The following is a 24,734-nucleotide window of genomic DNA, read 5'->3' as shown; positions in this document are numbered from 1 at the left end:
TCCGGTGTCGTGATCCACGGTCGCGATTCGTGCCGGCATCGGGGGCGAAGGGGGCTGAACATGGTCCGATCGACATCGCGCCTTGCGCCGCTGCTCCTGAGTGGCGCACTGCACGCGATGTCGGCACTCGCGGCCGAGGCGCCGGGCAGCGATCTGCCGTCGTCCGGCCGCTCGCTGTTCGACCAGTTGCTGGAGCGCGATGCCGACGGCGAGGTGAAGGTGCCGTTTCCATTCACCGCCCTGTTGCAGCGGATCGCGCTGCAGCTCGACGCGAATGAACCCTTCGGAGGGCTCTCGGTGGTGCTGATTCCGCTCGGCCGTTCACTCCAACGCCATGCCGCGGGAGACGTGGAGGCATTCCGCTATCCACGCGTGGTCGCAGCAGTGACCGGAGAGCCACCGCCGGACGCGCCGGCAGGCCACCCCTACCTAAAGGACCGCCTGTACGTCGCCTATCACGAGCAGGCGGCCGCGCTGGAGGTGATCAGTTACAACGAGGCCGACGCCCGCTTCGAGTTCCAGCTGGTGCGCGACTATCGCGCCGGGGCCACGCCGGTGGTCGGCTATGCCAACCGCACGCTCTGCCTCGCCTGCCATCAGAATGCGGCGCCGATCTTCTCGCGCCAGTCGTGGGACGAGACCAGCGCTGGCCCGGCGGTCGCCGCGCGACTCGCCGCCACCGGACTGCCGTATTACGGCCTGCGCTGGCGCCATGGCGTCGATGTGCCGGATGCAATCGATGCCGCCACGCTGCGCGCCAACCTGCTCGCCACCGCCCAGCGCCTGTGGCGCGAAGGCTGCGCCGGGACAAGCCGCGACGCGTCGATCGCCTGTCGCGCCGAGGCCCTGCGTCAGGCCCTGCGCTACCGGCTCGGCGGCGGTCGGAGCGCATCGATCGAGACCTCGGGTAGCCGCGAGCGCCTGCTCCGCCCGCTGCTTGCAAGATGGCAGCAACGCTGGCCCGCCGGTCTGGCCATTCCCGATCCGCAGCTGGCGAATCGCCAACCGTTCGCCGCGATTTCGGAGGGAGACCGCGCGCCGGCGGACGCCGAGCTGCCCCGTTTCGCCGACATCGGCGCCGCCTTCGATCCGCTTGCGCTGCGTCCGCCGCTGGAGCGCTGGCACGGAGGCAGTGCCGCGGATGTCGGCCGCTTCATCCATGCCCTGTCGATGTTCTTCTCGCGCACCGACATCCGCCTCATCGACCGCCAGCTCGCCGCCACGCCGGCAGTGACGCTGCGCGAGCTGAGCTTCGCGTGCACCGAACGGGAAATCCCCGGCCGGCGGGTGGACCTGGACTGCAGCAGCGCCGACGGCGGTCGTCTGCTCGCCCGCATCGGACTGCAGCGACAGCGGATGGGCGGTGGCTTTATCGACCGCCTCGTCCTGCCCAGTGACGACAGCGTCGGCGCAATCGAACTGGACCATGCCAGTGTGCACGGCGAGGACGCCATGCGTACCGTCCGCTTTGCACTGCAGCGTGATGGCGGCAGCGTGCGTACGGCCGCTGGCGAGGCGCTCCGCGAACTGAGCCTGACCCGGGCGACCGGCGCGGCCCCCACCCGCGCGACCCTGCAGCTTGCCGCGGACCTCGGCCCCCTCGAGCGCGCGCTCGACGCGCTCGCCGCCGCCACCGTGAACGGCGACAGCGATGCGCTCGACGATATGCCCTTGCGCCGCGCCGCGGTGCTCACCCCCATCCTCGCCGGCCTCGGGATCCCGAGCGCCAGGGCGCCCGCCGCGGCCCCCCTGCCCCGCGCCCGGCTCGCCGATCCGATCGCGCCGCGCAAAGGGCCGTGGGCGCCCGACCTGCTCCCCTTCGTGCGCCAGTGCAGCCAGTGTCATGCAGCGGCCACCGCGTTTCCGCCCGGCTTCCTCCACGGTACCGACGCACAGGTGCGCACTCACCTTGCCCGTTGCGCCGAACGTATGTGGTACCGGCTGGAGATGAACGAACTCGCGCCTGCCGCACGCCGCAAGACCCCGATGCCGCCGCCCGCCGCCGTGCATGCAGCAGGTTTCGTCCATACCGCCGACCTGCCGGCGATGCGCACCATGCTGCAAGGGATACTGAGTGCCCGCGACACAAGCACCACCACGCTGCTCGCCCGTCCCTACGCCACGCTGGCACCCTGCATCGTGGCGCACCTGGCCCCGGAACGAGGAGATCCGCCGTGACCGCAGCCCCCCGTGCCCAGGCAAAGCCTCGCCGCTCGCTGCTGGGCGCACTGATCCGCCTGATCGTGCTGCTGCCGTGGATCGTGATCGTGCTCGGCGCGGTCTATGCCGGGCTGCGGTTTGTGCCGGATCGGGCGGTGACCTACGCCGATCCGGTGGAACACTTCAAGTACGGGTCGACCGGCGGCGAGCGCGAATCCGGATTCCCGTACTGGATCTGGCAGGCGATGCCGCAGATCTGCGCCGAACATCTGCCGGGCAAGGGTTACGCCTCGCTCGGCATGATCTACGAAGCCGGCCGCGACCTGCCGGTCGGCGTCTCGAGGCGACGCCACCTCGGCATCGACCGCGTGTTCCTGAACTGCGCCGCGTGCCACACCAGCACCGTGCGCGAGTCGCCCGACGCCGCCGCGCGCGTGATCGTCGGTATGCCGGCGCACCGCTTCGACCTGCGCGCCTTCGAGACCTTCTTCTTCAATTGCGCCGCCGGGCCGAAGTTCTCCCGCGACCACATCGTGCCCGAGATCGACCGCCTCACCGGCGGCATCAGCCTGGTCGACCGCTACCTCGTGTACCCGGTGGCGATTGCGCTGATGCGCGAACGCCTGCTGATGCTGCGCGGGCGCTTCGAGTTCGTGTTCGATCAGCCTGAATGGGGTCCTGGGCGGGTCGACACCTTCAATTCCGCCAAGGTGCTGTTCAACTTCCCGATGAAGCAGCTGCCGGCGCACGAACTGCTCGGCGCCTCCGACTTTCCGTCGATCTGGAACCAGCGCAAACGCCTCACCCGCGACGACGGTCAGCGCATGGAACTGCACTGGGACGGCAATAACACCCACACCGAAGAACGCAACAAGAGCGCCGCCTTCGGCACCGGCACCACGCCGCCGACGATCGACCTCGCTGCCATCGCACGGGTCGAGGACTGGGTGCTTGACCTCGCGCCGCCGCCGTGGCCATGGCCGCTCGACGAGGCGCTGGCCGCGCGCGGCGCGCCCCTCTACGCCGAATACTGCGCCGCCTGCCACGGCGCGAACGGTCAGGACTTTCGCGGCGCCGCAGTCGGCCATGTGACCCCGATCGAGCGGATCGGCACCGACCGCGCCCGACTCGACTCCTACTCGCGCGATCTGGCGGTCAACCAGGCCACGCTGTATGCCGGCTATCCGCACCGCTTCCAGCACTTCCGCAAGACCTGGGGCTACGCCAACATGCCGCTCGACGGCATCTGGCTGCGCGCGCCCTATCTGCACAACGGCTCCGTACCGACCCTGCGCGACCTGCTCGAGCCTGCCGCCCTGCGCCCCGCCCGGTTCGCGCGCGGCAACGACGTGTACGACCCGCGACGGGTCGGCTTCGCCACCGACCCCGCAGCCGAAGGCGCCGACGGCGCCCCGCTGTTCCAGTTCGACACCGGCGTGCGGGGCAACGCCAACACCGGGCACGAAGGCGCGGCTTACGGCACCGAGCTGTCGGCCGCCGACAAGGATGCGCTGGTCGAATACCTGAAGACCTTCTGAGGTCGAAGGAGAGCCGTCATGAAAACCCGTTCACGTGCGCACCTCGGCCGCAGCCTGGTTGCCGCGCTGGTCGTGTTGCTGGTGCTGGGTGCTGCCGGCGGGGCCTTCGCCTGGTACAAGTTCTTCCGCGAGGAAGCGCAGCCGGCGTGGATCACCGACGACCCCGACATGCGCTTCAAGTACGGCTCGATCGGTGCCGAGCGCGACGCCGGCATCCCGTACTGGATCTTCTACGTGCTGCCGCGCCTCTTCCCCGACAAGCTGCCCGGCCCCGGCGGCTACGCCTCCTTCGGCGTGGTGTGGGAGGAAGGCCAGGAACTGCCGGTCGGGTTCTCGAAGAAGGTGATCGGCTTCCCGCGTGTGGCCAACAACTGCGCGGCCTGCCACACCGCAAGCTACCGTGCGAGCGCCGACGCCGCACCCGTGTTCGTGCCCACCGGGCCGAACCACACGCTGAACCTGTGGGCCTTCTTCCGCTTCCTGATCGACTGCGCCAGGGACCCGCGCTTCAACGCCGACAACCTGATGGCCGAGATCCGCCTGGTCACCGACCTGTCCCTCGTCGATCGCCTGATCTACCGCTTCCTGATCATCCCGATCACGAAGAAGACGCTGCTCGAGCGCGAGCAACAGTTCGCCTGGCTGTACCGCGCCGACTTTCCGCCCTGGGGCCGCGGTCGTGACGACGCGATGAACCTGACCAAGTATTTCATGATCCGCTGGCCGATGGACGACAGCCTCGGCCCCACCGACATGCCCTCGCTGTGGAACCTGAAGAAATACGATCCGGAAAAGGGCATGCGGATGAATTTCGCCGGCGACAGCCACGACCCGTTCTCGGTGATCATCGACTCCGCGCTGGGCCTGCTCGGCGCGCCGCCCAAGGACAACGACGAGTTCATCGAGCAGGTACGCTGGATCCAGGGCTATGTGTCGAACAAAGCGGCACCGAAGTACCCGTTTCCGATCGATGCTGCCCGCGCCGCGCACGGCAAGGTGGTGTTCGACGCCCACTGCGCCGCCTGCCACGCCTCGCCGCGCACCGGCACCGTGGTGGCGCTGGCCGAGGTCGGCACCAGCCGCGACCGCATCGACACCTGGAACGACAAGGCCGCACGCGAGGCCAACGCGGTGGTGCGCGACATGGGCATCGAGCGCCCGGGGCTGGTCGAGGAACCGCTGACCGGCTATATCGCCGCCTTCCTCGACGGCATCTGGCTGCGCGCGCCCTACCTGCACAACGGCTCGGTACCCACGCTGCGCGACCTGCTCGAGCCGCCGGCGCAACGCCCGGCGGTGTTCTGGCGCGGCTACGATGTGTACGATCCCGCGAAGGTCGGCTTCGTCACCGCCGGCGCGGAAGCCGAACGCATCGGCACCCGCCACGAGGTCGCCGCCAAGGGCGGAGGTAACGAAGGCCATGTGTTCGGCACCGAACTGCCGGACGAGGACAAGGACGCGCTGGTGGAATACCTCAAGATGTTGTGAACCGCGCCCGGCCCGCGCGACGCCATCGCTCCCCATAGCAGCCGGTCGGGCCGGACGGTGCAAATGAGGAGACGGCATGCCCGTGCCGGAGCCGTGCGTCGGGCGCGCTGCAGCCGCAAAATGGCGGCATAATCGCGCAGGTCTGCAAGGCATGCGCTGATTGCGCCCGCGGGCCCGCCCCGCGGGGTACGCGGCACCCCCCATCCCGCCGAGGGCCGGAGACTGCGGTCTCGACACCCAACCGAACCGACACCCATGCAATCAGTCGCAACCTTCGCCGCACTGCTCGCCGTCGCCGTCTTTCTGGTGCCCTTCTTCAAGCGCGCCGGGCTCGGCACCGTGCTCGGCTATCTGGTGGCCGGGGTGCTGATCGGCCCGTGGGGCGCCAGCATCGTCCACGATCCGGAGAACCTGCTGCATACCGCCGAACTCGGCGTGGTCCTGCTCCTCTTCATCATCGGCCTCGAGCTCCAGCCCAGCCGCCTGTGGGCCTTGCGCAAACCCGTGTTCGGCCTTGGCGCCCTGCAGTTCTTCGGCGTCGGCACGCTGCTGATCGGTATCGCCCGCATACTCGGGCTGGAGTGGACCGAGGCCATCCTCGCGGGCCTGGCGCTGACCCTGTCGTCCACCGCTTTCGTGCTGCCCACGCTCGCCGAGCGCCACGAACTGCACAGTCGCTACGGGCGCGAAACCTTTGCCATGCTGCTGTTCCAGGATCTGATGGTGATTCCGCTGCTGGCGCTGCTGCCGCTGCTGGGTGCGGAGAAGGCCGAAGGCGACGTGTCGCCGATGATCGGGCTGGTGGTGCTGGGGGTGGTGATCGCGGTCGGACGGCCGTTGCTCGACCGTGTGTTCCGCCATGTCAGCCGCATCGACAGTCGCGAGATGTTCACCGCCGCGGCACTTGCCACTGCCCTGGGGCTGGCCTTGCTGATGGAAGCCAGCGGGCTGTCGATGTCGCTGGGCGCGTTCGTGGCCGGCGTGCTGCTGTCCGATTCGGATTTCCGCCACGAGCTCGAAGGCTCGATCGCCCCCTTCCAGGGCCTGCTGATGGGCTTCTTCTTCATCGCCGTGGGCATGGGCATCAACCTCGGCATGATCGTGCAGCACCCGATCAACGTCATCGGCTTCACCGTCGGTCTGCTCGCGATCAAGGGCTTCGGCCTGTACGGGCTGCGCCGGCTGGCCGGCGGCAGCGCGGCGGTATCGCGCATGGAGGCGCTGGCGCTGGCGCAGTGTGGAGAATTCGCCTTCGTCCTGTTCGGCGCCGCGCGGGCGCATGCCCTCCTGCCGCTCGAGGTGGTCGAGCAGCTCACCCTGGCGGTGGCACTGTCGATGGCGATCGCGCCGCTGCTGTTCATCATCGGCGACCGCATCAACGCCCGCCAGGCCGCAAGTCAACCGGAACCGCCTGCCGACCAGATGCCGCCCGGGGCCAACCCGGTGGTCATTGCCGGGTTCGGCCGCGTGGGCCAGATCATCGGCCGGGTGCTGCGCCTGCGCGGGGTCCCGTTCACCGCGCTCGACAAGGACCTGGACGAAGTCGACATGGTGCGTCGCTTCGGCGCCCACGCCTACTTCGGCAACGCCGCCCACCTCGCGGTCCTCGACGCCGCCCGCGTCGGCGAGGCGAAGATCCTGGTGCTGGCGATCGACGATATCGAGACTTCGCTGCGCTGCGCCGAACTGGTGCGCAAGCATTTTCCGCAGGTGACGATCGTGGCCCGGGCGCGCGACCGCTTCCACGCCTACCGGCTGATGGATCTGGGCGTACACCTGCAGATCCGGGAAACGTTCAAATCCAGCCTCGAGATGGCCCGCATGACCTTCGAAGCGCTGGGCAAGGAACCGGCGGTGGCCAGGCAGATCATCGACCATTTCGCGCGCAACGACCAGGATCTGCTAAAACGGCAGCAGGCCCTCTATCATGACGAAAGCCAGCTGATCCAGTCGTCCAAGGATGCCCACAAGGAGTTGGTGGCCTTGCTGGAGCAGGAACTGGATCCGGCCGCCAAGCGCCCGGTCGAAGCCCTGCCGCCGAGCACCTGAACTCAGGACGGTTCGGCGGTTTGTGCCCCCGGCGCCCGATCGCGATCCTCGGCGGACGTCGCTTCCTGCTGCGCCGCGGCCAGCGGCAGACTGGCGATGATGCGCATACCCTTGCCCGGTCCGCTGTCGATCGAGAACTCGCCGGAGAACATCTGCACCCGATGCCGCATCCCGGCCAGGCCATGTATACCCGCCGCCGTCCGGGTGGGATCGAAGCCCACGCCGTCGTCTTCCACTTCCAGCACCATGCGTTCGGGCGTGAGGGTGAAGCGCAGGGTCACGTTGCGGGCGTGGGCGTGCCGCCGGATGTTGGTGAGCGCCTCCTGGGCGATCCGGAACAAGGCAAGTGAAGGCTGCGGCGGCAACGCGAGGTCGCCCTGGGGAAGATCCAGGATCATCCGTGCGCCGCCCTCCTTCGCGAAGTCCTCGCCCAGCGCGCGCAAGGCCGCCAGCAGACCCAGTTCCTGCAGCAGCGGCGGGCGCAGGTCGTCGATGATCCGGCGCTTGAGCGTGATGCCGCCATCGAGGCCGTGAAGCAGCCGGTCGAAGCGTTCTCGGCAAGGGCCGGACATCACCCCGTCGAGTTCGCGGACCAACCAGGCGGCGTCCATCCTGGCGACGGTCAGCAGCGCCCCCAGTTCGTCATGGAGTTCGCGGGCAAGCCGGTCCATTTCCGCTTCACGCGTCCTGGTCAGATAGCTGGCGAGATCGGAGAGTTCGGCGGTGCGGGCGCGAACCTGCCCGTCGAGGCGCGCGTTCTCGCTGCGCAGCAGGTCGGCGATCTGCTCGCGCAGGCGGAACTGGCGCTGTACCACCACGAACAGGACACCCAGCAAGACCAGCGCGCCACCCGACAGGGCCGCAACCACCCAGCGTGTGCGATAGACGTGTGTAATCGACTGTTCGAGAGAGTGCTGCCCCTGTGCCACCATGCGACTCTTCATCTCGGCCAGCGTCTTGCGGATCATGTCCATGTGACGCTGGCCTTCGGACGTATCCGGACCACGGGGCGCCTCGTCGCCCCGCGTCCCCCTGGTCACCGCCTCAGACAGGATGCGCAGCTTCAGCGTAGTCAGCTCGCTCAGGCGCGCGAACGCCTCCTGATCCTGGGAGGCAGGCCCGACGTCGCGACGGATCTCTTCGAGGGTGAACTCGATGGTCGACAGACTGTTGAGATAGGGCTCCAGATAAGCCGGGTTGCGGCTGAGCAGATATCCCCGCGCGCCACTCTCGGCATCGACCAGCTGAATCAGCATGCTGTCCAGGCGTCCGACCCGTCCCGCCTGCATCTGCAGCGCCCCGAGTGCATCGAGGCTGACCGCCGTCTGCCACACGCTGGTGCCCAGCAACGAGAGCACCAGCGCACAGCCCAGCGCCAGCATGATCTGGCGCCAACGGCGCGCCAGCCGCGTCGCCCGCAACTCGATCGGCATACCCCGCTGTCTCATGCGCCCCCCATTTTTCCGCGCGCCGGTCAAGCTGCGGCTGCAGGAATCTTCCTACGTCCGAGTCCGCATCGACCGACAGCACACCCCTGGTCCGAGCCCTAACATGGGAACTGTTCACGGCAGCCCATCGAGGGCGAGGACTGGCTTACAGCCATCGATCCGTGGGCGTATCCCCTTATTTGTCAGGAGAAAGGTCATGAACCACAAGCTCAGTCTAGCCACATTACTGTTGGCCGGCACGCTTCCGCTTGCCGCCCTCGCTGCCGATTCGATGACCCCGGCAGCCGGCGAAGGCGAACGCGTCCCGTCGCAGCCGGGAACCCAGGGCGGACCTGTGCCCGATGCCAACCGCGGCGACATGACCACGGCCTCGCCGATGTTCGTGCAACTCGACCGCAACAGCGACGGCAAGATCTCCAAGGAAGAAGCCAAGCGCTCGGCCGAGATCCAGGCGCTGTTCGACACCCTGGACGTCGACCGCGACGGCTCGCTCTCGGCCGCCGAGTGGGATGCCCACGAGGCCAGTCAGAAGGGCGGGAGGTCGTAAATGCGGGTAGTGCAGCGCATGACCGACAGGCGACGGCACCCCTGCAGCACGGGGCACCGACCGTCGGCCATGCGGTCCGCGATGCCTTGCCGACATCCAGCGCAGCGACCGGGCGTGATCCGGCCCATGCGTGCGGCCGGTATGCCCGCCCTTTGCCGCCCGGGTTCGATGCCTATGAGGTCGCACCCGGCAGCAACGCCGACTTCCCCGAGTCCGCTTCTCTACGAGGAATAGCCATGACAGCCAAGACCCTCCTGCTCGCCACCCTGGCCATGCCCCTGCTGCTGGCCTGCGATCGCAAGGATGCCGAGACGCCCGCGGCGCCATCCACCCAGGTCGAGCCGCCTCCGGCCGCGGTGACCCCCGCTCCCCCGCCGCCGGAGTCCCCAGCCCCGCCGTCGACATCGCCGTCGGACAGCGCACCCGCGGACAGCACCACGACGCCGGCTACCCCGCCGTCACCGCCACAACAGTGATCTGGCGCTCTGGCGAGCCACCCCTAGAGGGGCCGGCAGTTCCTGGCTATTTTGCCGCCTGCCGATAGACCCGCATCCACTGCAGGGTGAGTTCGGCCAGTCCGGACGCCGCGGCCCATTCGCGTTCGACATCGCCGCCTCCGGCGAAGGTCGCGTTCAGGGCTGTCCAGGCCTCCCAATCGACCTCCGGCATCGCCTGACGCTCGGCCGGCGCCAGCAAGGCGGCAAGCCCTGCGATGTGGTGCAGGCGAGCCGTTGTGGCGCCGCGGGTCAGACGGCTGCGGCCGTATTCGGCAAAATCGAGTCCCTCGACCAGGGTGAGGATGTCGGTGGCCGCGTCTTCGATCCGGGCACAGGTATCAAGCAAGGTGGGGGGCGGGTTCATCCGTTCTGACTCCGGAAAGGGTGGTCGCGTCTACAAGCAAGCCGGAAGCCAGGCTGTTCGCCCCGATTCCTGGTCCGAACAATGTCGCAAATGCGACAGTCGTCTTCGTGCGGGGCGGATTCCGCACATTTTCCCCGTTCAGTAAATACCCTCCCTGCCCAGCATTGGCGCGGCCTGCAGGGCATCCAGGCAACTGGTACCGGATTTGCAGAGTGACGGACATGAACGCTCCCGGCCCTGTCCTCCCTGTCGCAACTCCGCCGCTGTCGGCCGACACCGTCGTCAGGCTCTACCATGCACGTAGCAAACATCGGTTCGAGGCCTACGCCGCCGGCCCGAAGATGCTCGACTGGGACGCGCAGCCGGCCCCGTTCCGACGTTACGAGGGGGCCCCCGCCGTGTTTCTGCCGCTGCTCGCCGACCTCGATGGCGACGATACGCTCACGCAGCTGCAGGCGATTCCGTTCAACCGCCTGCACCTTCCGCGGCGTCCACAGGCGCCCGGGCTGGCGAGTATCGGCCTGTTGTTGCAGTGCTCGCTCGGCATCACCGCGTGGAAAACCCTGGGTCCCGACCGCTGGGCGGTGCGCGCCAATCCATCCAGCGGCAACCTGCATCCGGTCGAAGCGTGGCTGATCACGCGCGCCGTACCGGGCCTGGCCGACGGGGTGCATCACTACCGCGCGGACGACCACGCGCTCGAATGCCGGGCATTCGATCGCCACTCGCTATCGTCGCCGGCAAGCCCGCAACTGAGAATTGCGCTCAGCACCGCGATGTGGCGCGAGGCCTGGAAATACGGCGAACGCGGCTTTCGCTACTGTCAGCTCGATGTCGGCCATGCCGTCGGTGCGCTCGCCCACGCCGCCGCCCTGCTCGGCTGGCCGCTCGCCGAACACCGGATCGGCAACCGTGCCCTGGCCCACCGCCTCGGCCTCGATCGCGAAGGAGACTACCCGACCGGACGTTTCCCGGACCTCGAGCGTGAAGAGGCCGAACTCCTGCTCACCGTCGGCGTCGACGGTTTGCCTGCCGACCCGGTCGCCGACGAGGCGCTGATCGACACCGCCGCCAGCCACTGGCATGGCAAGGCCTCGCAACTGGATCCGGCACCCCGTCATCACTGGCCGTTGATCCACGATGTCACCGTCGCCACCCGACGCCCCGATCCCGAGCACAGCCCGGCTCGCACCGCGGCGGCCCCGCCCGGTCCCGCGATCCACGATGCGGCCGCGATGGGCAGCCCGGCGGTCGACATCCTGCTCACGCGGCGCAGCGCACAACGCTTTGCCGCCAGCCACTGGATGACACGCCCGCAGTTCCTCGCCCTGGTGCACGTGCTCGCCACCCAGCACGAGGCGGGACTCGCCCCCGGCACGCCACGGCTCGACCCGGTGCTGTTCGTCCACCGGGTGGAAACATTCGACTCGGGCCTCTACGTTCTCCGGGCACCCGCCGACCGCAGCGATGCCGTGCCCCCTTTCCCGGCAGGCGGCGAAGTGGTACCGGGCCTCGGCCTCGCTCATGGGTCCGAGCTGCGCCTGCTGCGGCGCTTCGAGCCGGTCGAGCTCTATCGTCTGGCGCGCAGCCTGCACTGCCATCAGGACATCGCCGCCAATGCGTGCCTCGCGCTCGGCTTGGTGGCACCGTTCGCGTCGGTCGTTGCGCGCGATCCGGCGGCTTATCGGGATCTGTTCCGCAGCGCGGGGCTGATCGGGCAAGCGCTCTATCTCACCGCCGAGGCCCTCGGATTGCGCGGCACCGGCATCGGCTGCTTCTTCGACGACCCGGTGCACAAGCTGCTCGGTCTCGAGGGCGATGACTACCAGACCCTCTACCACTTCACCGTCGGACTGCCGATCGACGATACGCGGATCGAAACCGGTCCGGCCCATCCGGCACCCTGCCCACCGGCCACCCCCCCTGCCCCCGAGCCCTATCCATGACCGCATCCACCACCCTTCGCCCCGAACACACCAGCCGCCAGGATCACCGCATCTCCGCCGTCGATGCGGCCGACATGGTGCTGCGTCATCGCGACGGGGTCCTGCCCGCACTCGCCGTGTTCGACGTGCGCGACGAGCGCAGCTTCGCCGCCGCCCACATTCCCGGCGCGGCGCGGCTGACCGAAGCCGATTTTGCGCTGCGGGTTCGCGCCCTGGCGCGCACCACCCCGGTTCTGGTCTATTGCTACCACGGCAATGCCAGCCGGACTTACACCCAGTGGTTCGCCGACTTCCGCTTCCCCGAGGTGTATAGCGTGGATGGCGGCTACGAAGTCCTGGCCATGGCACTCGACGCCGCACAGTCCGCCCGCACCGGCGGTCACCGTTGCCGACCCGCCGCCGACGATGCCTCGAGCCCGCAGCTGATCGCCTTTCTCGCCGAATACGATTTCGACCTCGACGACCTCGACACGCCCCGCCAGCACGGGCTCACCCCGCTGATGCGCGCCGCACTCGGGGGTCACACCGCGCTGATCGCCGAGTTGCTGGCGCACGGCGTCGACATCTCGCGCCGCAACATGGACGGCAACAACGCCCTGTGGCTGGCATGCGTCTCCGACGCCACCGACGCCGTGCGCCTGCTGGTGAAGGGCGGCATCGACCTCGACAACCGCAACGACATGGGCGCCACCTGCCTGATGTACACCGCGTCGGCCGGCAAGGCCGACATGGTCGCGCTGCTGCTCGAATGTGGCGCCGACCCGCTGCTGGTCAATTTCGACGACGCGCGCGCGGTCGACCTCGCCGCCAGCCGCGCCTGCCTCGCACTGCTTCGCCACACTGCCGGATGAGCCCATCATGATGACACCCACTCCGCCCAAGTACCGCAGCCTCAGCCAGTTGCTGGTCACCCTCGAGCCGATGCTCGAGGTCGGCCTCATTGCCGTGGACGAGCGCTGGCGCGACAACGAGGAAGCCCTCGGTCTGCTGCTGCCGGGCGACGAAGGGCTCGGCGCCTTCATCTTCACCTACGGCCAGCCTGCGGGGCGCTACGCAGTCGAGCTCTCCTATCCGGAGGAAGGCGATGCGCTCAGCTCCGGCGAACCGTTGATCCGCGAAGAGCTCACCCAGGCCCGTCTGCTCGGTGTGCTCAGTGCCCATTTCGGTCTGCCGGAGCCGGCGTGAGCGCCCGCAGCACCCCCTTCTGTCCGGCGCGGCAGCAGGCGCACCTCGCTGCCGCGCCCACCCATCACTGAAACAGACCAGGAGCCCACCATGGCAAGCATCGGCATCTACTTCGGCACCGACACCGGCCGCACCCGACGGATCGCGAAATCGATCGCGAAAAAACTCGGTGACGCGGCCGCCGACCCGATCAACGTCAACAAGGCCACGGTCGAGGACTTCCTGGCCCACGACGCGCTGATCATCGGCACCCCCACGCTGGGCGACGGCGAGCTGCCCGGCCTCGAAAGCGGCGCCCAGAACGAGAGCTGGGCCGAGTTCCTGCCCCAGCTCGACGGTGCCGACATGAGCGGCAAGGTGGTCGCCATCTTCGGGCTCGGCGACCAGGACAAGTACGGCAACGAGTTCTGCGACGCGATGGCCGAGCTCTACGACTGCGTCACCGCCTGCGGCGCCACCGTGGTCGGCGCCTGGCCGGTCGAGGGCTACAGCTTCAAGACCTCGCAGGCGGTGATGGACGATGCCTTCGTCGGCCTCGCGCTCGACCACGACAACCAGGCCGATCAGACCGAGGCCCGGGTCGACGCCTGGTTGGCGCAGATCACCCCGGCACTGCTCGAAGCGGCCGGCTGAACCTCCCCGCGCCGGCCCGCCCGCGACCACCGGGCGGGCCGGCTGGTACCGACATCCCCAACCGAAACGGAGTCCATCATGGCCAAACCGAAAAAACACGTCCTCGTCTGCGTCCAGGGCCGCCCGCCCGGCCACCCCCGCGGCTCGTGCCAGCAGAAGGGCTGCAACGAGGTCTATCAGGGCTTCCTCGAAGCCTTCCAGGCCCGCAACCTGTGGTCCGACTACGCACTCACCAATACCGGCTGCATCGGTCCGTGCGCGGACGGCCCGAGCGTGCTCGTCTATCCCGAAGCGGTGATGTACTCCGGGGTCAGCGCCGCCGATGTCGGCGCGATCATCGACGAGCACCTGCTCGGCGACCAGCCGGTCGAGCGCCTGCGCGCGCCGGCCAGCGTGTGGTGAGCGCCATGGCTACGCTTTCCTGTACGACCGGCGAAGTCGTCTATGCGTCCGAGGCGATCTACAACGACGGCAGCCTCCCCGATGTCGACGCCGGGGTGCTGCTCGCCGCGCCGGGCACCCGTGGCGTGGTGGTGAAAACCGGCCACGTCGAGGCCGCCCCCGAGGTCGAGATCTTCGTCGTCCGCTTCGAAGGCCCGGATGCCGTCCTCGGCCCGCCGGTGGGCTGCTTCGCCGACGAACTCACCCAGGCCATGACGGAAGTGGCAAACCACTGACCCCCCATGAACCAGGATCCGGCTCCCGAAACCGACGACTATCGTCCGCCCGAAAACCCCTGTTCGCGCTGCGTACTGCGCGACAGCCTGCTCGCCGACGGACGTTGCGCCCCCGGCGATCTGTGTCTGTTCGTGCACAGCGGGCGCCAGATCGATCGCTTCCTGCGCCGCAATCCGGAGTTTGCCGAAGTCTGTCTGGACGACGCCTTCTGGGAGCGGCGCGCGATCGCCGTGCGCTACGCCCCCATCGAGGCCGCGGCGCGCATGATCGACGACGCGGACGAAACCGTGCGCCGCGCAGTGGCCACCCGGGTGGAGGGCGACGCCCTGCTGCATCTCGCCCGCGATGCCGATCGCGAGGTGCGGGTCACCGTCGCCAGCCGCCTGCCGCCTGCCGCCCTCGGCAAGATGATGCGCGACCCGGACTACGCCGTACGCCTGCAGGTGGCGCGGCGCCTGCCCCACGGCAGTCTGCCGCAGATGACCGACGACCCCGATCCGGTGGTGCGCAAGGAGATCGCCCGCCGCCTGCCGGCCTTTGCCCTCGGTCGCCTCGCCCCCGACGCCGACCCCGAGGTCCGGGCGCTGGCCGCCGCCCGCATGCTGCCCGCCGATGCCGTCACCATGCTTGCCGATCCGCACTGGCTGGTGCGCGCCGCCGCGGTGCAGCAGGCCCCGCTCGCCGCCCTGGCTGCGGTCGCCGCCGATGACCCCGAGGAAGCGGTCCGCCAGCTCGCCAGCGAGCGTCTGGCGGCCACCGGCCCGTGAGCAGCCACCCGCCCCGACCATTTCCGAATCCCCTGCCTGCCAAGGAAGTCACCATGACCTACGTCCCGCTCGCGCCCCCGGCCGCGCCCACGGCCTCGCCGCCCACCCTCGACGACACCCTGCGCTATCTGTGCACCACGGTCACGCCGCTGCCGGGCCATGCCACCCTGCTCGATGCGCTGCGCCGCGAAGGCGGCCCCGACCTGACCCCCAGGCTGTCGCGCGGCGGCTGGTTTCGGCCCGGGCGCATCGTGAACGCGAAGGGCCACGAGGTCTCCGCCGACGCCCTTCACTGGCTGGAGCGGGCCTGGGTCGAGTGCGGCGAGGACGGCGCTGCGTTTGCCGAGGAGTACGCCGAGTCCAGCCTCACGCTGACCCTCGAGCAGGGCGTCAGCCACTATTTCGTGGCGCCCTGCGGACCCGAGCCGAGAGACTACCTGCAGCTCGAGGTCGAGGAACTGCAGGAGGTGATCAGCCATCCGCTCGGCGGCTGCCGCGAGCCGGTCGACGCCGTCGAAGCCCTGCTCGAGCGCCCCGCCGGCAGTCCCCCGCCCCAGCCTCTGGGTCTGCCGCGCTACCGCTTTCGGCGGATGTCCGACATCCGCGCGTTCGTGTCGCGGATCGAGCACCAGGCCGGCAAGCCGGCCCCGGTGCTGCGCTTCATCGACGAATGGGCGGCGAGCAGCGCCGGCCGCCAGCGCCACTTCTGCGACCACTGGGTGCTCGCCCTGTCCGAACACCTCGACCGCTACCGCCAGGCGCGCGCCGGCGCGGTCCCCGTGGCCGCCTACGCCCCCCAGTGGCACGCCGCCCCCGGCGCCCGCGGCACCGCGCTGGCACAACAGCTTCACGAATTCGACCGCGCCGCCGGCTATGGCTTCGCTTGGTACTTCCACCTGGTCAGTGCCCACCGTGTGCCGCGCAGCACCGCCCCCGAAGTCTTCGCCGACCTGCAGGACGGCATGGCCTACCTGCCCGAACGCGACGCCGCACTGGTCCACGCGTGGATGCGCGAACCCTACGGAATCTGAGCACCGCCCGGCTGCGCGCTGTCGTGTCGCGGCCGGCACATTGTCGGGTTAACGACAGCCTTCATGAAAGCCAATTCCCTTTCTTTTCCGCCACTTGCCAGCGGCCTTCGACACGGCACGGAGATTGCAGAAGTTTGAGCATCCCCGCCACGGAGCCTCACCGTGAAAGCCGCCGACATTGCCGAATTGATGAACGAACCCGCCTGTGCGCACAACAAGAAGGAGAAATCCGGCTGTGCGCGGCCCAAGCCCGGGGCCTCGGCCGGCGGTTGTGCCTTCGACGGTGCGCAGATCGCCTTGCTGCCGATCGCCGACGTCGCCCACATCGTGCATGGCCCGATCGCCTGTTCGGGGAACTCCTGGGACAACCGCGGCACCCTGTCGTCGGGCTCCACGCTGTACAAGATCGGCATGACCACCGATCTGTCGGAGCAGGACGTGATCATGGGACGCGGCGAGAAGCGCCTGTTCCACGGCATCAAGCAGGCCATCGACACCCACGCCCCGGCCGCGGTCTTCGTCTACAACACCTGTGTGCCGGCGCTGATCGGCGACGACATCGAGGCCGTGTGCCGCGCCGCGGCCGAACGCTGGGGGGTGCCGGTGGTGCCGATCGACTGCGCCGGCTTCTATGGCACCAAGAACCTCGGTAACCGCATCGCCGGCGAGGCCATGGTCAAGCACGTGATCGGCACCCGCGAGCCCGAGCCGCTGCCGGTGGACGTCGTGCCGGCCGGCATCAAGGTGCACAACATCAACCTCATCGGCGAGTACAACATCGCCGGCGAGCTGTGGTATCTGACCCCGCTGTTCGACGAACTGGGCATCCGCATCCTGTGTACCCTGTCGGGCGACGCCCGCTTCCACGAGGTGCAGACCATGCACCGCGCCGAAGTCAGCATGCTGGTGTGCGCCAAGGCCATGATCAACGTCGCGCGCAAGATGGAAGAGCGCTACGGCATCCCCTGGTTCGAGGGCAGCTTCTACGGCATCACCGACACCTCGGCGGCGCTGCGCGACATCGCCCGCATCATCGACGACCCCGACCTGAGCGCGCGCACCGAAGCGCTGATCGCCCGCGAGGAAGCCCGCGTCCGCGGCGAACTCGACGTCTGGCGCCCGCGTCTCGAAGGCAAGCGCGTGCTGCTCTTTACCGGCGGCGTGAAGTCGTGGTCGGTGGTGTCCGCACTGCAGGACCTGGGCATGAACGTGGTCGCCAGCGGCACCAAGAAATCCACCGAGGAAGACAAGGCCCGCATCCTCGAGCTGATGGGCGACAACACCATCATGCTCAACAGCGAGGGCGCGCGCGACCTGCTCAATGCGGTGTATGAACTCAAGGCCGACATCCTGATCGCCGGCGGGCGCAACCTCTACACCGCGCTCAAGGCGCGCCTGCCCTTCCTCGACATCAACCAGGAACGCGAATTCGGCTACGCCGGTTACGAGGGCATGAAGGAGCTGGTGCGCCAGCTCGCGCTGACCCTCGAATCGCCGGTGTGGGACGCGGTGCGCAAGCCCGCGCCGTGGTCGCACAAGGCGATGGTGGTGGCCGGACCGGAGATGGGCGACAGCCCGGACGCAGCCGATGATGACGACGCGCACGGCCACGGCCACGACCACGACCATGATCACCCGCACCCGGCCGCGGCCGGCGCGGCCGCCTAGGAGACCGACCATGGCCGAGATCATCCGTCACCCCAAGGCCCTCGCGGTCAATCCGCTCAAGTCCTCGGCCCCGGCCGGGGCGGCGCTGGCCTTTCTCGGGATCAACCGCGCGATGCCGATCTTCCATGGCTCGCAAGGCTGCACCGCGTTCGCCAAGGTCTTCCTGGTGCGTCACTTCCGCGAGCCGATTCCGCTGCAGACCACGGCAATGGACCAGGTCGCCACGGTGATGAACGCCGACAACAACGTCATCGAGGCACTCGCCACCGTGTGCGGCAAGAGCAAGCCGGCCCTGGTCGGGCTGGCCACCACCGCGCTGGCCGAAACCCAGGGCACCGACATCGCCCGCCTGGTGCACGACTTCCGCCTGCAGTCGCCGCAGTTCGACCACATTCCGGTAGCGGCGGTAAACACCCCGGACTTCGCCGGCTGCCTCGAAACCGGCTACGCCGCGGCGGTCAAGGGCATCCTCGACGCCACCGTGCCGCACACCGCCGGCAGCGGCCTCGCCGGCAAGCGCAAGAAGCAGGTCAACCTGCTGCTCGGCGCCCATCTCACCCCGGGCGACGTCGAGGCGATCAAGGAGTGGGTCGAGCTTTTCGGCCTGCGTCCGCTGGCCGTGCCCGATCTCGCCGACTCGCTCGACGGCCATCTGATCGCCGAGGACTTTGTCCCGGTCACCCTCGGCGGCACTCCGGTTTCCGAACTCGCCACCCTGGGCGAAGCGGCGGCGACCATCGTCGTCGGGCGTTCGCTCAAGGGCGCGGCCGACCTGCTGGCCGAGCGCAGCGGCGTGCCCGACCACCGCTTCGACGGCCTGATGGGGATCGACGCCTGCGACGCGTTCACCCAGACCCTGGCCGGGATTGCCGGCATCGCCGTGCCCGAGAAGCTCGAACGCCACCGCGCCCAGCTCCAGGACACCATGGTCGACACCCACTTCATGACCGGCCTGCGCCGGGTGGCGATTGCCGCCGACCCCGACCTGCTGCTGCAACTGGCGACCCTGCTCGCCGGCATGGGCAGCGAGATCGTCGCCGCGGTGGCGCCGGTCAAGGCCGCCAGCCTCGCCAGCCTGCCCGCGGCGCAGGCCCATATCGGCGATCTCGAAGATCTCGAAACGCTCGCCCACAGCGGCCGCGCCGAGTTGCTGATCGCCAATTCCCACGCCGCCGCCACTGCGGCGCGGCTGGGCATTCCCCTGCTGCGTGCCGGCATGCCGCAATACGATCTCGTCGGCGGTCACTGCAAGACCTGGGTGGGCTACCGGGGTACCCGGCAGGCCCTGTTCGATCTGGCCAACCTGGTGCTGCAACATCATGAAACCATCGCTCCCCACCACTCCCGCTACAAACTGCACGCCCCCTCCGCGCCGTCGGCAGTTGCGGCTGGTGGGCTCTGAGGAGGCGGGCCCGGTCATGAATGGCGTACGCATTGCCTTTGCCAGCACCGACCGCAGTTCGGTGAACCAGCACTTCGGTTCGACCGAAGCCTTCGCCATCTTCGAGATCGGTGCCGACTCCTCGCAACTGGTGGAGGTCACCGAGTTCATCGACACCAGCCAGGACGGCAACGAGAACAAGCTGCCGGCCAAGATCGCCACCCTGGGTGGATGCGCGGCGGTGTATTGCCTCGCGGTCGGCGCGTCGGCGGTCAAGCAGTTGCTCGCCGCCGGGGTCCAGCCGATCCGGGTCGAGGAAGGCACGCCGATCGAGCGCCTGATCGGCGACCTGCAGACCGAACTCGCCAGCGGCCCCGGTGGCTGGCTGGCCAAGGCGATCCGCGATCGCCAGCCCGCCGACACGCACCGCTTCGACGCCATGGAAGCCGAGGGGTGGCAGGAATGATGCGCCGCAGTGGCCGGGTTTCCGCCGCCGCTGACGGGCAGCTCGTGGTCCGCTTCGAGCGCGCCCCCGCCTGCGGCAGTTGCCATGCCGCCAAGGTGTGCGGCACCGCGAATACGACCGAACTGGTGCTCGCCGCGCACGGCTGCGGGCATCGCACGGGCGATGAAGTCCAGGTCGAGATCGACACCGCCACCGCGTTTCGCGCCCTCGCGGTCACTCACATGCTGCCGCTGCTCGGCCTGCTCGGCGGCATGGCCTTCGCCAGCCTGATCGCGCTCACCGATGCCGGCATCGCCGGCCTCAGCTTCGCCGGGCTCGGCCTCGGCTTCATCCTTTCCCGCCGCCTTGCCCGCCATCCGGCACTGCAGCCGGCCCCCCGCATCACGTCCGATCCGACCCACGCAGCAATTGCCAGCGACCACCAGGAGTCACACCGATGATCAGCATCGACACCAATACCGCCGCCGCACCCACCCTGAGCGCCGAGCTCGCCGGTACCGATTTCTTCAAGGAAATGAACCGCCAGACGCGCGCGCTCGACAATTACGGCACCTACGACGACTGGCCGATCGAGCGCGTGCTCGCGCCCTACGTGCTGACCAAGGAACAGCGCCGCCAGATCCCGGTGGTGGGCGATCCGGACGACGTTACCATCTCGCGGGTCAAGGCCTTCCACAATGCGATCGCGGCCTTGATCGAGAAGGAATGCGGGCTGATGGCGGTGCCGATCATCAACCTGTCGCACGAAGGCTTCGGCCGGGCGGTCATCACCGTCGGCAAGCTGGTGGTGGTGAGCCGCACGCTGCGCGACGTGCACCGTTTCGGCTTCGAATCCTTCTCCAAGATGAAGGACGAAGGCGACAAGCATCTGTCGGTGGCCCTGGAGCTGGTCGGCAAGTACCCCGAAGTGGCCGGCCTCTGACCGCACCCTATCCCGACCCGAGGTGGCCCGGCGCCACCACGGGCGCCCCTCAGGAGATCGAGATGACCGACGAAGAACTCAAGGCGCTGGAGAAGGAAGTCCGCAAGCTCAAGCGCATCTCACAGGAATGGGCCTCGCAGCTGCACGACCTGGTCGAAGACCGGCTGCCGGTCGGCTACCAGGAACTGCCCGCGATGTCGCAGTCTGCCTTCGACGCCTGCAAGGCGTGGGCGGACGCCAATGCACGCCTGATAGCGGCGACCGAGACCACCAGCTGACCGGCCCACCTCGACCCCGGATCAACCCCTACACCCCGCACCACGCAACAAAGGAACACGCCATGGATCCCATCACCGGCCTCACTCGCGGCGGCACGCCGTGGACCGCGCAGTTCGTGCTCGAACTGGACGGCGCGAAATGCATCGGCTGCGGCCGCTGCTACAAGGTCTGTCCGCGCAACGTGTTCGACCTCGTCGAGCGCGAGGACGACATGGACGAGGACCTCGACGACGACAACATGATGGTCATGACCCTGGCCGATGCACTCGACTGTATCGGCTGTGGCGCCTGTGGCCGGGTCTGCCCCAAGGACTGCCACACCCATGGTCCGTCGCCGGTCGCGGCCTGAACTGCACGCCGCGAGCCGCCGATGAACGACTTCGCCCTCGTCCTGTACCACAAGCAATCCACCAGCGCCCGGCTGCGCTTCGCGCGCTTCGGCGATTCGATGGTCGCCGCATGCCTCGAGGCCCCGGGCGCCGAGGGCGTTCTGACCCACCCCGGCGCCCTGACCGCCCGCGCCGCCGAGCGCCTGGGCCTGCCGGCGGGCGCGCTGCAACTCGATCCCGAGTTCGAGGCCGAGATGCTCGCCCCGGGCGGCACCCTGTCGGTGCGCCTCGCCCACTTCACCGACATCGACCCGCCTTTCGATGCCGTTGGCGGTGCCGACGGCCGTTTCGTCTCGATCACCGAGACCCGCGGCATCCCCGACACCGAGCGCGACGTGCTGCGTCTGGTGTATGAGCACGTGATCGGCTGAGCCCACCCGGGGCCGTCGTCGCCCCATACGGCGGTTGGTGACGCGGCGTGGCGGGCCGGTGGTTTCTCGTAGGGTCGCTCAGTCGGCCACAGGTGCCAATGCCTGGCTCGGGTGCCCGAGGCACCTCCTGTGGCGGACTGAAGACCGACTACGGCGGCTCTGCCTGAAAGGGGCACTTGACCCGAATAAGAGTATCTACGAGGGCTGTGCCCGGAACAGGTGCTTGACGCCGATAACAGGATCTACGTCAGCCCAGCTTTCAACCCGCCGCCTCCCCTGTAGCAAACCCGACAATGCCCTCCCCGCGTTCCCTTCGCGACACGACAAGCCTGCTACAGACCCATAACAATCAACAACTTGCAGACTATCTTCGCGTGGCACGGGGTTTGCACTAGGTCTCCCATAGCCCCTTCCCTCTGGAGACCGAACATGATCACGCTTACCCCCACCGCACAGAAAGCCGTCAGCCGTTTCATCTCCACCTCTGCCGATCCGGTTGTCGGGCTGCGCATCCACGTTCAGGGCGGCGGCTGCTCCGGCCTGCAGTACGGCATGAAGCTCGAAGCGGAGAAGGCCGAGGACGACATGGTGGTCGAGCTCGACGGCATCACCCTGCTGGTCGATCCGTACTCCGCCCCGATGCTCGCTGGGGTCACCGTCGATTTCGTCGAGTCGCTCACCGGCTCCGGCTTCAAGTTCGAAAACCCCAACGCCTCGGCCGGTTGCGCCTGTGGCCAGTCCTTCGCCGCCTGAGTCAGGGAGACCGCCATGTGGGATTACTCCGAAACCGTCAAGGAACACTTCTACAACCCGCGCAATGCCGGCGCCCTGCCGGAGGCGAACGCGATCGGCGAAGTGGGCTCGATCTCCTGTGGCGATGCGCTGCGCCTGATGCTCAAGGTCGATCCGGCCAACGAGACCATACTCGACGCGTCTTTCCAGACCTTCGGCTGCGGCTCGGCGATCGCGTCGAGCTCGGCGCTGACCGAGATCATCAAGGGCAAGACCCTGGAGCAGGCGCTCGACGTCAGCAACCAGGACATCGCCGACTTCCTCGGCGGCCTGCCGCCGGAAAAGATGCACTGCTCGGTGATGGGCCGCGAAGCGCTGCAGTCGGCGATCGCCAACTACCGCGGCGAGGAATGGAAGGACGATCACGAGGAAGGCGCGCTGATCTGCAAGTGCTTCGCCGTCGATGCGGTGATGATCGAGGACACCATCCGCGCCAACAACCTGTGCAGCGTCGAGCAGGTCACCAACTACACCAAGGCCGGGGGCGGCTGCTCGTCCTGCCATGAAGGCATCGAGGAAATCCTCGCCAAGGTGCTGGCCGAGCGCGGCGAGGACTTCAAGGCCGCGCCGCCGCCGGAGAAGAAGGTGCCGGGCAAGATGACCACGCTCGAGCGCATCCGCAAGATCGAACAGGTGATCGAGAAGGCCCGCCCCAACCTGCAGCGCGACCACGGCGACATCGAACTGGTCGACGTGGACGGCAAGACCATCTACGTGTCGATGAAGGGCGCCTGCTCCGGCTGCCAGATGGAAGCGGCCACCCTCGGCGGCGTGCAGGCGCAGATGATCGAAGCCCTCGGCGAACTGGTGAAGGTCGTGCCGGTGAAGGCCACGGTCAAGCTCGCCCCGAACACCCTGTCCGCCTGAGCGGCGATCCGGAGATCATCATGAGCATCCCCAACCTGACGCCGATCTACCTCGACAACAACGCCACCACCCGCTGCGCCCCCAAGGCGGTCGAGGCGATGCTGCCCTACTTCACCGAGCAGTTCGGCAATCCGTCCTCGATGCACAGCTTCGGCGCCAAGGTGGGGCATGCGGTCAAGGCCGCGCGCGGTTCGCTGCAGAAGCTGCTCGGCGCCGAATACGACTCCGAGATCGTATATACCGCCGGCGGCACCGAGGCCGACAACACCGCGATCCTGTCGGCGCTGAAGGCGAACCCCGAGCGCAAGGAAATCATCACCACCATGGTCGAGCATCACGCGGTGCTCCACCTGTGCGACCAGCTCGAGAAGGACGGCTACACCATCCACAAGCTCAAGGTGGACGGCAAGGGCCGGCTGGACCTCGACGAATACGCGAAGCTGCTGAGCGACAAGGTCGCGGTGGTGTCGGTGATGTGGGCCAACAACGAAACCGGCACCTTCTTCCCGGTCGAGCAGATGGCGCGCATGGCCAATGCGGCGGGCGTGCTGTTCCACACCGATGCGGTGCAGGCGGTGGGCAAGATTCCGCTCAACTTGAGCGACTCGGCGATCGACATGCTGTCGCTGTCGGGCCACAAGCTGCACGGCCCGAAGGGGATCGGCGCGCTCTACCTGCGCCGCGGTGCGCGCTTCCGCCCGCTGCTGCGCGGCGGCGGCCAGGAGCGCGGTCGTCGCGCCGGCACCGAGAACGTGCCCGCCATCATCGGCGTGGGCGTCGCGGCCGAACTCGCGCTCGAGCACATGGAGCAGGAGAACACCTACGTCCGCGCGCTGCGCGACAAGCTGCAGGCCGGCATCCTCGCCGCCGTGCCGCACGCCTTCGTCACCGGCGACCCCGACAATCGCCTGCCCAACACGCTCAACGTCGCGTTCGAATACGTCGAGGGCGAGGCCATCCTGATGCTGCTCAACAAGCAGGGGATCGCCGCATCGTCCGGCTCGGCCTGCACCTCGGGCTCGCTCGAACCCTCGCACGTGATGCGCGCGATGGGCATTCCCTACACCGCCGCCCACGGCACCATCCGCTTCTCGCTGTCGCGCGAGAACACCGAGGCCGAGATCGACCGCGTCATCGCCACAGTGCCGGCGATCATCGCCCAGCTGCGCAAGCTGTCGCCGTACTGGGGCGAGAACGGGCCGGTCACCGATCCGGCGAAGGCCTTCGCCCCGACTTACGCCTGACGAACCCGCCTGACCCCGCACTCG

The 24,734-nt window shown here is 68.5% G+C and carries 27 protein-coding genes; 25 read left to right on the top strand and 2 right to left on the bottom strand.

What is annotated here, in order from left to right:
- Nucleotides 1-60 precede the first annotated feature (60 nt).
- The 4 genes from AC3A35_RS17345 (at nt 61) to AC3A35_RS17330 (ending at nt 7,235) form a co-directional block, all read left to right on the top strand.
- Nucleotides 61-2,178, top strand: a complete 2,118-nt coding sequence (locus tag AC3A35_RS17345) for a hypothetical protein (RefSeq protein WP_487437447.1) — start codon at nt 61-63, stop codon at nt 2,176-2,178.
- Nucleotides 2,175-3,698, top strand: coding sequence for a c-type cytochrome (locus AC3A35_RS17340; RefSeq protein WP_487437446.1), 1,524 nt, complete (start codon nt 2,175-2,177; stop codon nt 3,696-3,698). Before AC3A35_RS17345 ends, AC3A35_RS17340 begins: the two co-directional genes overlap by 4 nt.
- A gap of 18 nt (nt 3,699-3,716) precedes the next feature.
- Nucleotides 3,717-5,186, top strand: a complete 1,470-nt coding sequence (locus AC3A35_RS17335) for a c-type cytochrome (RefSeq protein WP_487437445.1) — start codon at nt 3,717-3,719, stop codon at nt 5,184-5,186.
- Nucleotides 5,187-5,441: 255 nt separating this feature from the next.
- On the top strand, nt 5,442-7,235 hold the full coding sequence (locus AC3A35_RS17330) for a monovalent cation:proton antiporter-2 (CPA2) family protein (RefSeq protein WP_487437444.1): 1,794 nt from the start codon (nt 5,442-5,444) through the stop codon (nt 7,233-7,235).
- A 2-nt stretch (nt 7,236-7,237) separates the two neighbouring features.
- Here the strand turns inward: AC3A35_RS17330 and AC3A35_RS17325 are convergent, their stop codons facing one another.
- Nucleotides 7,238-8,683 carry a CHASE3 domain-containing protein gene (locus AC3A35_RS17325; RefSeq protein WP_487437443.1) on the bottom strand — a complete coding sequence of 482 codons (1,446 nt, stop codon included), beginning with the start codon at nt 8,681-8,683 and terminating at the stop codon, nt 7,238-7,240.
- 196 nt (nt 8,684-8,879) lie between these two features.
- Here AC3A35_RS17325 and AC3A35_RS17320 point away from each other — a divergent pair, with 196 nt between their 5' ends.
- Nucleotides 8,880-9,230 (top strand): EF-hand domain-containing protein, encoded by a 351-nt coding sequence (locus AC3A35_RS17320; protein WP_487437442.1) that lies wholly within the window; start codon nt 8,880-8,882, stop codon nt 9,228-9,230.
- 236 nt (nt 9,231-9,466) lie between these two features.
- Nucleotides 9,467-9,706, top strand: a complete 240-nt coding sequence (locus AC3A35_RS17315) for a hypothetical protein (RefSeq protein ID WP_487437441.1) — start codon at nt 9,467-9,469, stop codon at nt 9,704-9,706.
- A gap of 46 nt (nt 9,707-9,752) precedes the next feature.
- On the opposite strand, the gene AC3A35_RS17310 is transcribed toward AC3A35_RS17315, so the two are convergent.
- Entirely contained in the window at nt 9,753-10,091 is a 339-nt protein-coding gene (locus tag AC3A35_RS17310; RefSeq protein WP_487437440.1) for a hypothetical protein, read from the bottom strand.
- Between the two features lie 221 nt (nt 10,092-10,312).
- Here AC3A35_RS17310 and AC3A35_RS17305 point away from each other — a divergent pair, with 221 nt between their 5' ends.
- The 19 genes from AC3A35_RS17305 (at nt 10,313) to nifS (ending at nt 24,710) form a co-directional block, all read left to right on the top strand.
- On the top strand, nt 10,313-12,037 hold the full coding sequence (locus tag AC3A35_RS17305) for a nitroreductase family protein (protein WP_487437439.1): 1,725 nt from the start codon (nt 10,313-10,315) through the stop codon (nt 12,035-12,037).
- Entirely contained in the window at nt 12,034-12,888 is an 855-nt protein-coding gene (locus AC3A35_RS17300) for an ankyrin repeat domain-containing protein (RefSeq protein ID WP_487437438.1), read from the top strand. Before AC3A35_RS17305 ends, AC3A35_RS17300 begins: the two co-directional genes overlap by 4 nt.
- 7 nt (nt 12,889-12,895) lie before the next feature.
- Complete coding sequence (locus AC3A35_RS17295; protein WP_487437437.1) at nt 12,896-13,222, top strand: hypothetical protein; 327 nt, start codon at nt 12,896-12,898, stop codon at nt 13,220-13,222.
- Nucleotides 13,223-13,312: 90 nt separating this feature from the next.
- Complete coding sequence (locus AC3A35_RS17290) at nt 13,313-13,855, top strand: flavodoxin (protein ID WP_487437436.1); 543 nt, start codon at nt 13,313-13,315, stop codon at nt 13,853-13,855.
- Nucleotides 13,856-13,933: 78 nt separating this feature from the next.
- Complete coding sequence (locus AC3A35_RS17285; RefSeq protein ID WP_487437435.1) at nt 13,934-14,257, top strand: (2Fe-2S) ferredoxin domain-containing protein; 324 nt, start codon at nt 13,934-13,936, stop codon at nt 14,255-14,257.
- A 5-nt stretch (nt 14,258-14,262) separates the two neighbouring features.
- Nucleotides 14,263-14,532 (top strand): nitrogen fixation protein NifZ, encoded by a 270-nt coding sequence (locus AC3A35_RS17280; protein WP_487437434.1) that lies wholly within the window; start codon nt 14,263-14,265, stop codon nt 14,530-14,532.
- 6 nt (nt 14,533-14,538) lie between these two features.
- On the top strand, nt 14,539-15,300 hold the full coding sequence (locus AC3A35_RS17275; protein ID WP_487437433.1) for a 4Fe4S-binding leucine-rich repeat protein: 762 nt from the start codon (nt 14,539-14,541) through the stop codon (nt 15,298-15,300).
- Nucleotides 15,301-15,353: 53 nt separating this feature from the next.
- The gene (locus tag AC3A35_RS17270) at nt 15,354-16,331 is read left to right on the top strand and encodes a hypothetical protein (RefSeq protein WP_487437432.1); all 978 of its coding nucleotides are present in this window, start codon (nt 15,354-15,356) and stop codon (nt 16,329-16,331) included.
- 162 nt (nt 16,332-16,493) lie between these two features.
- Nucleotides 16,494-17,999: a nitrogenase iron-molybdenum cofactor biosynthesis protein NifE gene (gene nifE / locus AC3A35_RS17265; RefSeq protein WP_487437431.1), complete on the top strand. Its 1,506-nt coding sequence runs from the start codon at nt 16,494-16,496 to the stop codon at nt 17,997-17,999.
- 10 nt (nt 18,000-18,009) lie between these two features.
- Nucleotides 18,010-19,401: a nitrogenase iron-molybdenum cofactor biosynthesis protein NifN gene (nifN, locus tag AC3A35_RS17260; protein WP_487437430.1), complete on the top strand. Its 1,392-nt coding sequence runs from the start codon at nt 18,010-18,012 to the stop codon at nt 19,399-19,401.
- Nucleotides 19,402-19,417: 16 nt separating this feature from the next.
- A complete protein-coding gene (locus tag AC3A35_RS17255) occupies nt 19,418-19,846 on the top strand; it encodes a NifB/NifX family molybdenum-iron cluster-binding protein (protein ID WP_487437429.1) in 429 nt (142 codons plus the stop codon).
- On the top strand, nt 19,843-20,286 hold the full coding sequence (locus AC3A35_RS17250; RefSeq protein ID WP_487437428.1) for a SoxR reducing system RseC family protein: 444 nt from the start codon (nt 19,843-19,845) through the stop codon (nt 20,284-20,286). The genes AC3A35_RS17255 and AC3A35_RS17250 overlap by 4 nt, the downstream gene beginning before the upstream one ends.
- A complete protein-coding gene (locus AC3A35_RS17245) occupies nt 20,283-20,768 on the top strand; it encodes a NifX-associated nitrogen fixation protein (RefSeq protein ID WP_487437427.1) in 486 nt (161 codons plus the stop codon). The genes AC3A35_RS17250 and AC3A35_RS17245 overlap by 4 nt, the downstream gene beginning before the upstream one ends.
- A 62-nt stretch (nt 20,769-20,830) precedes the next feature.
- Nucleotides 20,831-21,046 carry a CCE_0567 family metalloprotein gene (locus AC3A35_RS17240; protein WP_487437426.1) on the top strand — a complete coding sequence of 72 codons (216 nt, stop codon included), beginning with the start codon at nt 20,831-20,833 and terminating at the stop codon, nt 21,044-21,046.
- A 62-nt stretch (nt 21,047-21,108) separates the two neighbouring features.
- Nucleotides 21,109-21,396 carry a ferredoxin III, nif-specific gene (fdxB, locus tag AC3A35_RS17235; protein WP_487437425.1) on the top strand — a complete coding sequence of 96 codons (288 nt, stop codon included), beginning with the start codon at nt 21,109-21,111 and terminating at the stop codon, nt 21,394-21,396.
- A gap of 21 nt (nt 21,397-21,417) precedes the next feature.
- On the top strand, nt 21,418-21,807 hold the full coding sequence (locus tag AC3A35_RS17230) for a hypothetical protein (RefSeq protein WP_487437424.1): 390 nt from the start codon (nt 21,418-21,420) through the stop codon (nt 21,805-21,807).
- Nucleotides 21,808-22,236: 429 nt separating this feature from the next.
- Nucleotides 22,237-22,560, top strand: a complete 324-nt coding sequence (locus AC3A35_RS17225; RefSeq protein WP_487437423.1) for a HesB/IscA family protein — start codon at nt 22,237-22,239, stop codon at nt 22,558-22,560.
- Nucleotides 22,561-22,575: 15 nt separating this feature from the next.
- Nucleotides 22,576-23,466, top strand: coding sequence for a Fe-S cluster assembly protein NifU (gene nifU / locus AC3A35_RS17220; protein ID WP_487437422.1), 891 nt, complete (start codon nt 22,576-22,578; stop codon nt 23,464-23,466).
- 20 nt (nt 23,467-23,486) lie between these two features.
- On the top strand, nt 23,487-24,710 hold the full coding sequence (gene nifS, locus AC3A35_RS17215) for a cysteine desulfurase NifS (protein ID WP_487437421.1): 1,224 nt from the start codon (nt 23,487-23,489) through the stop codon (nt 24,708-24,710).
- Nucleotides 24,711-24,734 lie beyond the last annotated feature (24 nt).

This window comes from Azoarcus sp. Soil_N_20, assembly GCF_057656155.1.
Note: the sequence above shows the minus strand (reverse complement) of the source record. Positions and strands in the feature narration are given on the sequence as shown.

What these genes read in the sequence shown, in the direction of transcription:
- AC3A35_RS17345 (WP_487437447.1), top strand. Translation starts at nt 61, where the DNA reads ATGGTCCGATCGACATCGCGCCTTGCGCCGCTGCTCCTGAGTGGCGCA.
- AC3A35_RS17335 (WP_487437445.1), top strand. Translation starts at nt 3,717, where the DNA reads ATGAAAACCCGTTCACGTGCGCACCTCGGCCGCAGCCTGGTTGCCGCG.
- AC3A35_RS17330 (WP_487437444.1), top strand. Translation starts at nt 5,442, where the DNA reads ATGCAATCAGTCGCAACCTTCGCCGCACTGCTCGCCGTCGCCGTCTTT.
- AC3A35_RS17325 (WP_487437443.1), bottom strand. Translation starts at nt 8,683, where the DNA reads ATGAGACAGCGGGGTATGCCGATCGAGTTGCGGGCGACGCGGCTGGCG.
- AC3A35_RS17320 (WP_487437442.1), top strand. Translation starts at nt 8,880, where the DNA reads ATGAACCACAAGCTCAGTCTAGCCACATTACTGTTGGCCGGCACGCTT.
- AC3A35_RS17315 (WP_487437441.1), top strand. Translation starts at nt 9,467, where the DNA reads ATGACAGCCAAGACCCTCCTGCTCGCCACCCTGGCCATGCCCCTGCTG.
- AC3A35_RS17310 (WP_487437440.1), bottom strand. Translation starts at nt 10,091, where the DNA reads ATGAACCCGCCCCCCACCTTGCTTGATACCTGTGCCCGGATCGAAGAC.
- AC3A35_RS17305 (WP_487437439.1), top strand. Translation starts at nt 10,313, where the DNA reads ATGAACGCTCCCGGCCCTGTCCTCCCTGTCGCAACTCCGCCGCTGTCG.
- AC3A35_RS17300 (WP_487437438.1), top strand. Translation starts at nt 12,034, where the DNA reads ATGACCGCATCCACCACCCTTCGCCCCGAACACACCAGCCGCCAGGAT.
- AC3A35_RS17295 (WP_487437437.1), top strand. Translation starts at nt 12,896, where the DNA reads ATGATGACACCCACTCCGCCCAAGTACCGCAGCCTCAGCCAGTTGCTG.
- AC3A35_RS17290 (WP_487437436.1), top strand. Translation starts at nt 13,313, where the DNA reads ATGGCAAGCATCGGCATCTACTTCGGCACCGACACCGGCCGCACCCGA.
- AC3A35_RS17285 (WP_487437435.1), top strand. Translation starts at nt 13,934, where the DNA reads ATGGCCAAACCGAAAAAACACGTCCTCGTCTGCGTCCAGGGCCGCCCG.
- AC3A35_RS17280 (WP_487437434.1), top strand. Translation starts at nt 14,263, where the DNA reads ATGGCTACGCTTTCCTGTACGACCGGCGAAGTCGTCTATGCGTCCGAG.
- AC3A35_RS17275 (WP_487437433.1), top strand. Translation starts at nt 14,539, where the DNA reads ATGAACCAGGATCCGGCTCCCGAAACCGACGACTATCGTCCGCCCGAA.
- AC3A35_RS17270 (WP_487437432.1), top strand. Translation starts at nt 15,354, where the DNA reads ATGACCTACGTCCCGCTCGCGCCCCCGGCCGCGCCCACGGCCTCGCCG.
- nifN (WP_487437430.1), top strand. Translation starts at nt 18,010, where the DNA reads ATGGCCGAGATCATCCGTCACCCCAAGGCCCTCGCGGTCAATCCGCTC.
- AC3A35_RS17255 (WP_487437429.1), top strand. Translation starts at nt 19,418, where the DNA reads ATGAATGGCGTACGCATTGCCTTTGCCAGCACCGACCGCAGTTCGGTG.
- AC3A35_RS17250 (WP_487437428.1), top strand. Translation starts at nt 19,843, where the DNA reads ATGATGCGCCGCAGTGGCCGGGTTTCCGCCGCCGCTGACGGGCAGCTC.
- AC3A35_RS17245 (WP_487437427.1), top strand. Translation starts at nt 20,283, where the DNA reads ATGATCAGCATCGACACCAATACCGCCGCCGCACCCACCCTGAGCGCC.
- AC3A35_RS17240 (WP_487437426.1), top strand. Translation starts at nt 20,831, where the DNA reads ATGACCGACGAAGAACTCAAGGCGCTGGAGAAGGAAGTCCGCAAGCTC.
- fdxB (WP_487437425.1), top strand. Translation starts at nt 21,109, where the DNA reads ATGGATCCCATCACCGGCCTCACTCGCGGCGGCACGCCGTGGACCGCG.
- AC3A35_RS17230 (WP_487437424.1), top strand. Translation starts at nt 21,418, where the DNA reads ATGAACGACTTCGCCCTCGTCCTGTACCACAAGCAATCCACCAGCGCC.
- AC3A35_RS17225 (WP_487437423.1), top strand. Translation starts at nt 22,237, where the DNA reads ATGATCACGCTTACCCCCACCGCACAGAAAGCCGTCAGCCGTTTCATC.
- nifU (WP_487437422.1), top strand. Translation starts at nt 22,576, where the DNA reads ATGTGGGATTACTCCGAAACCGTCAAGGAACACTTCTACAACCCGCGC.
- nifS (WP_487437421.1), top strand. Translation starts at nt 23,487, where the DNA reads ATGAGCATCCCCAACCTGACGCCGATCTACCTCGACAACAACGCCACC.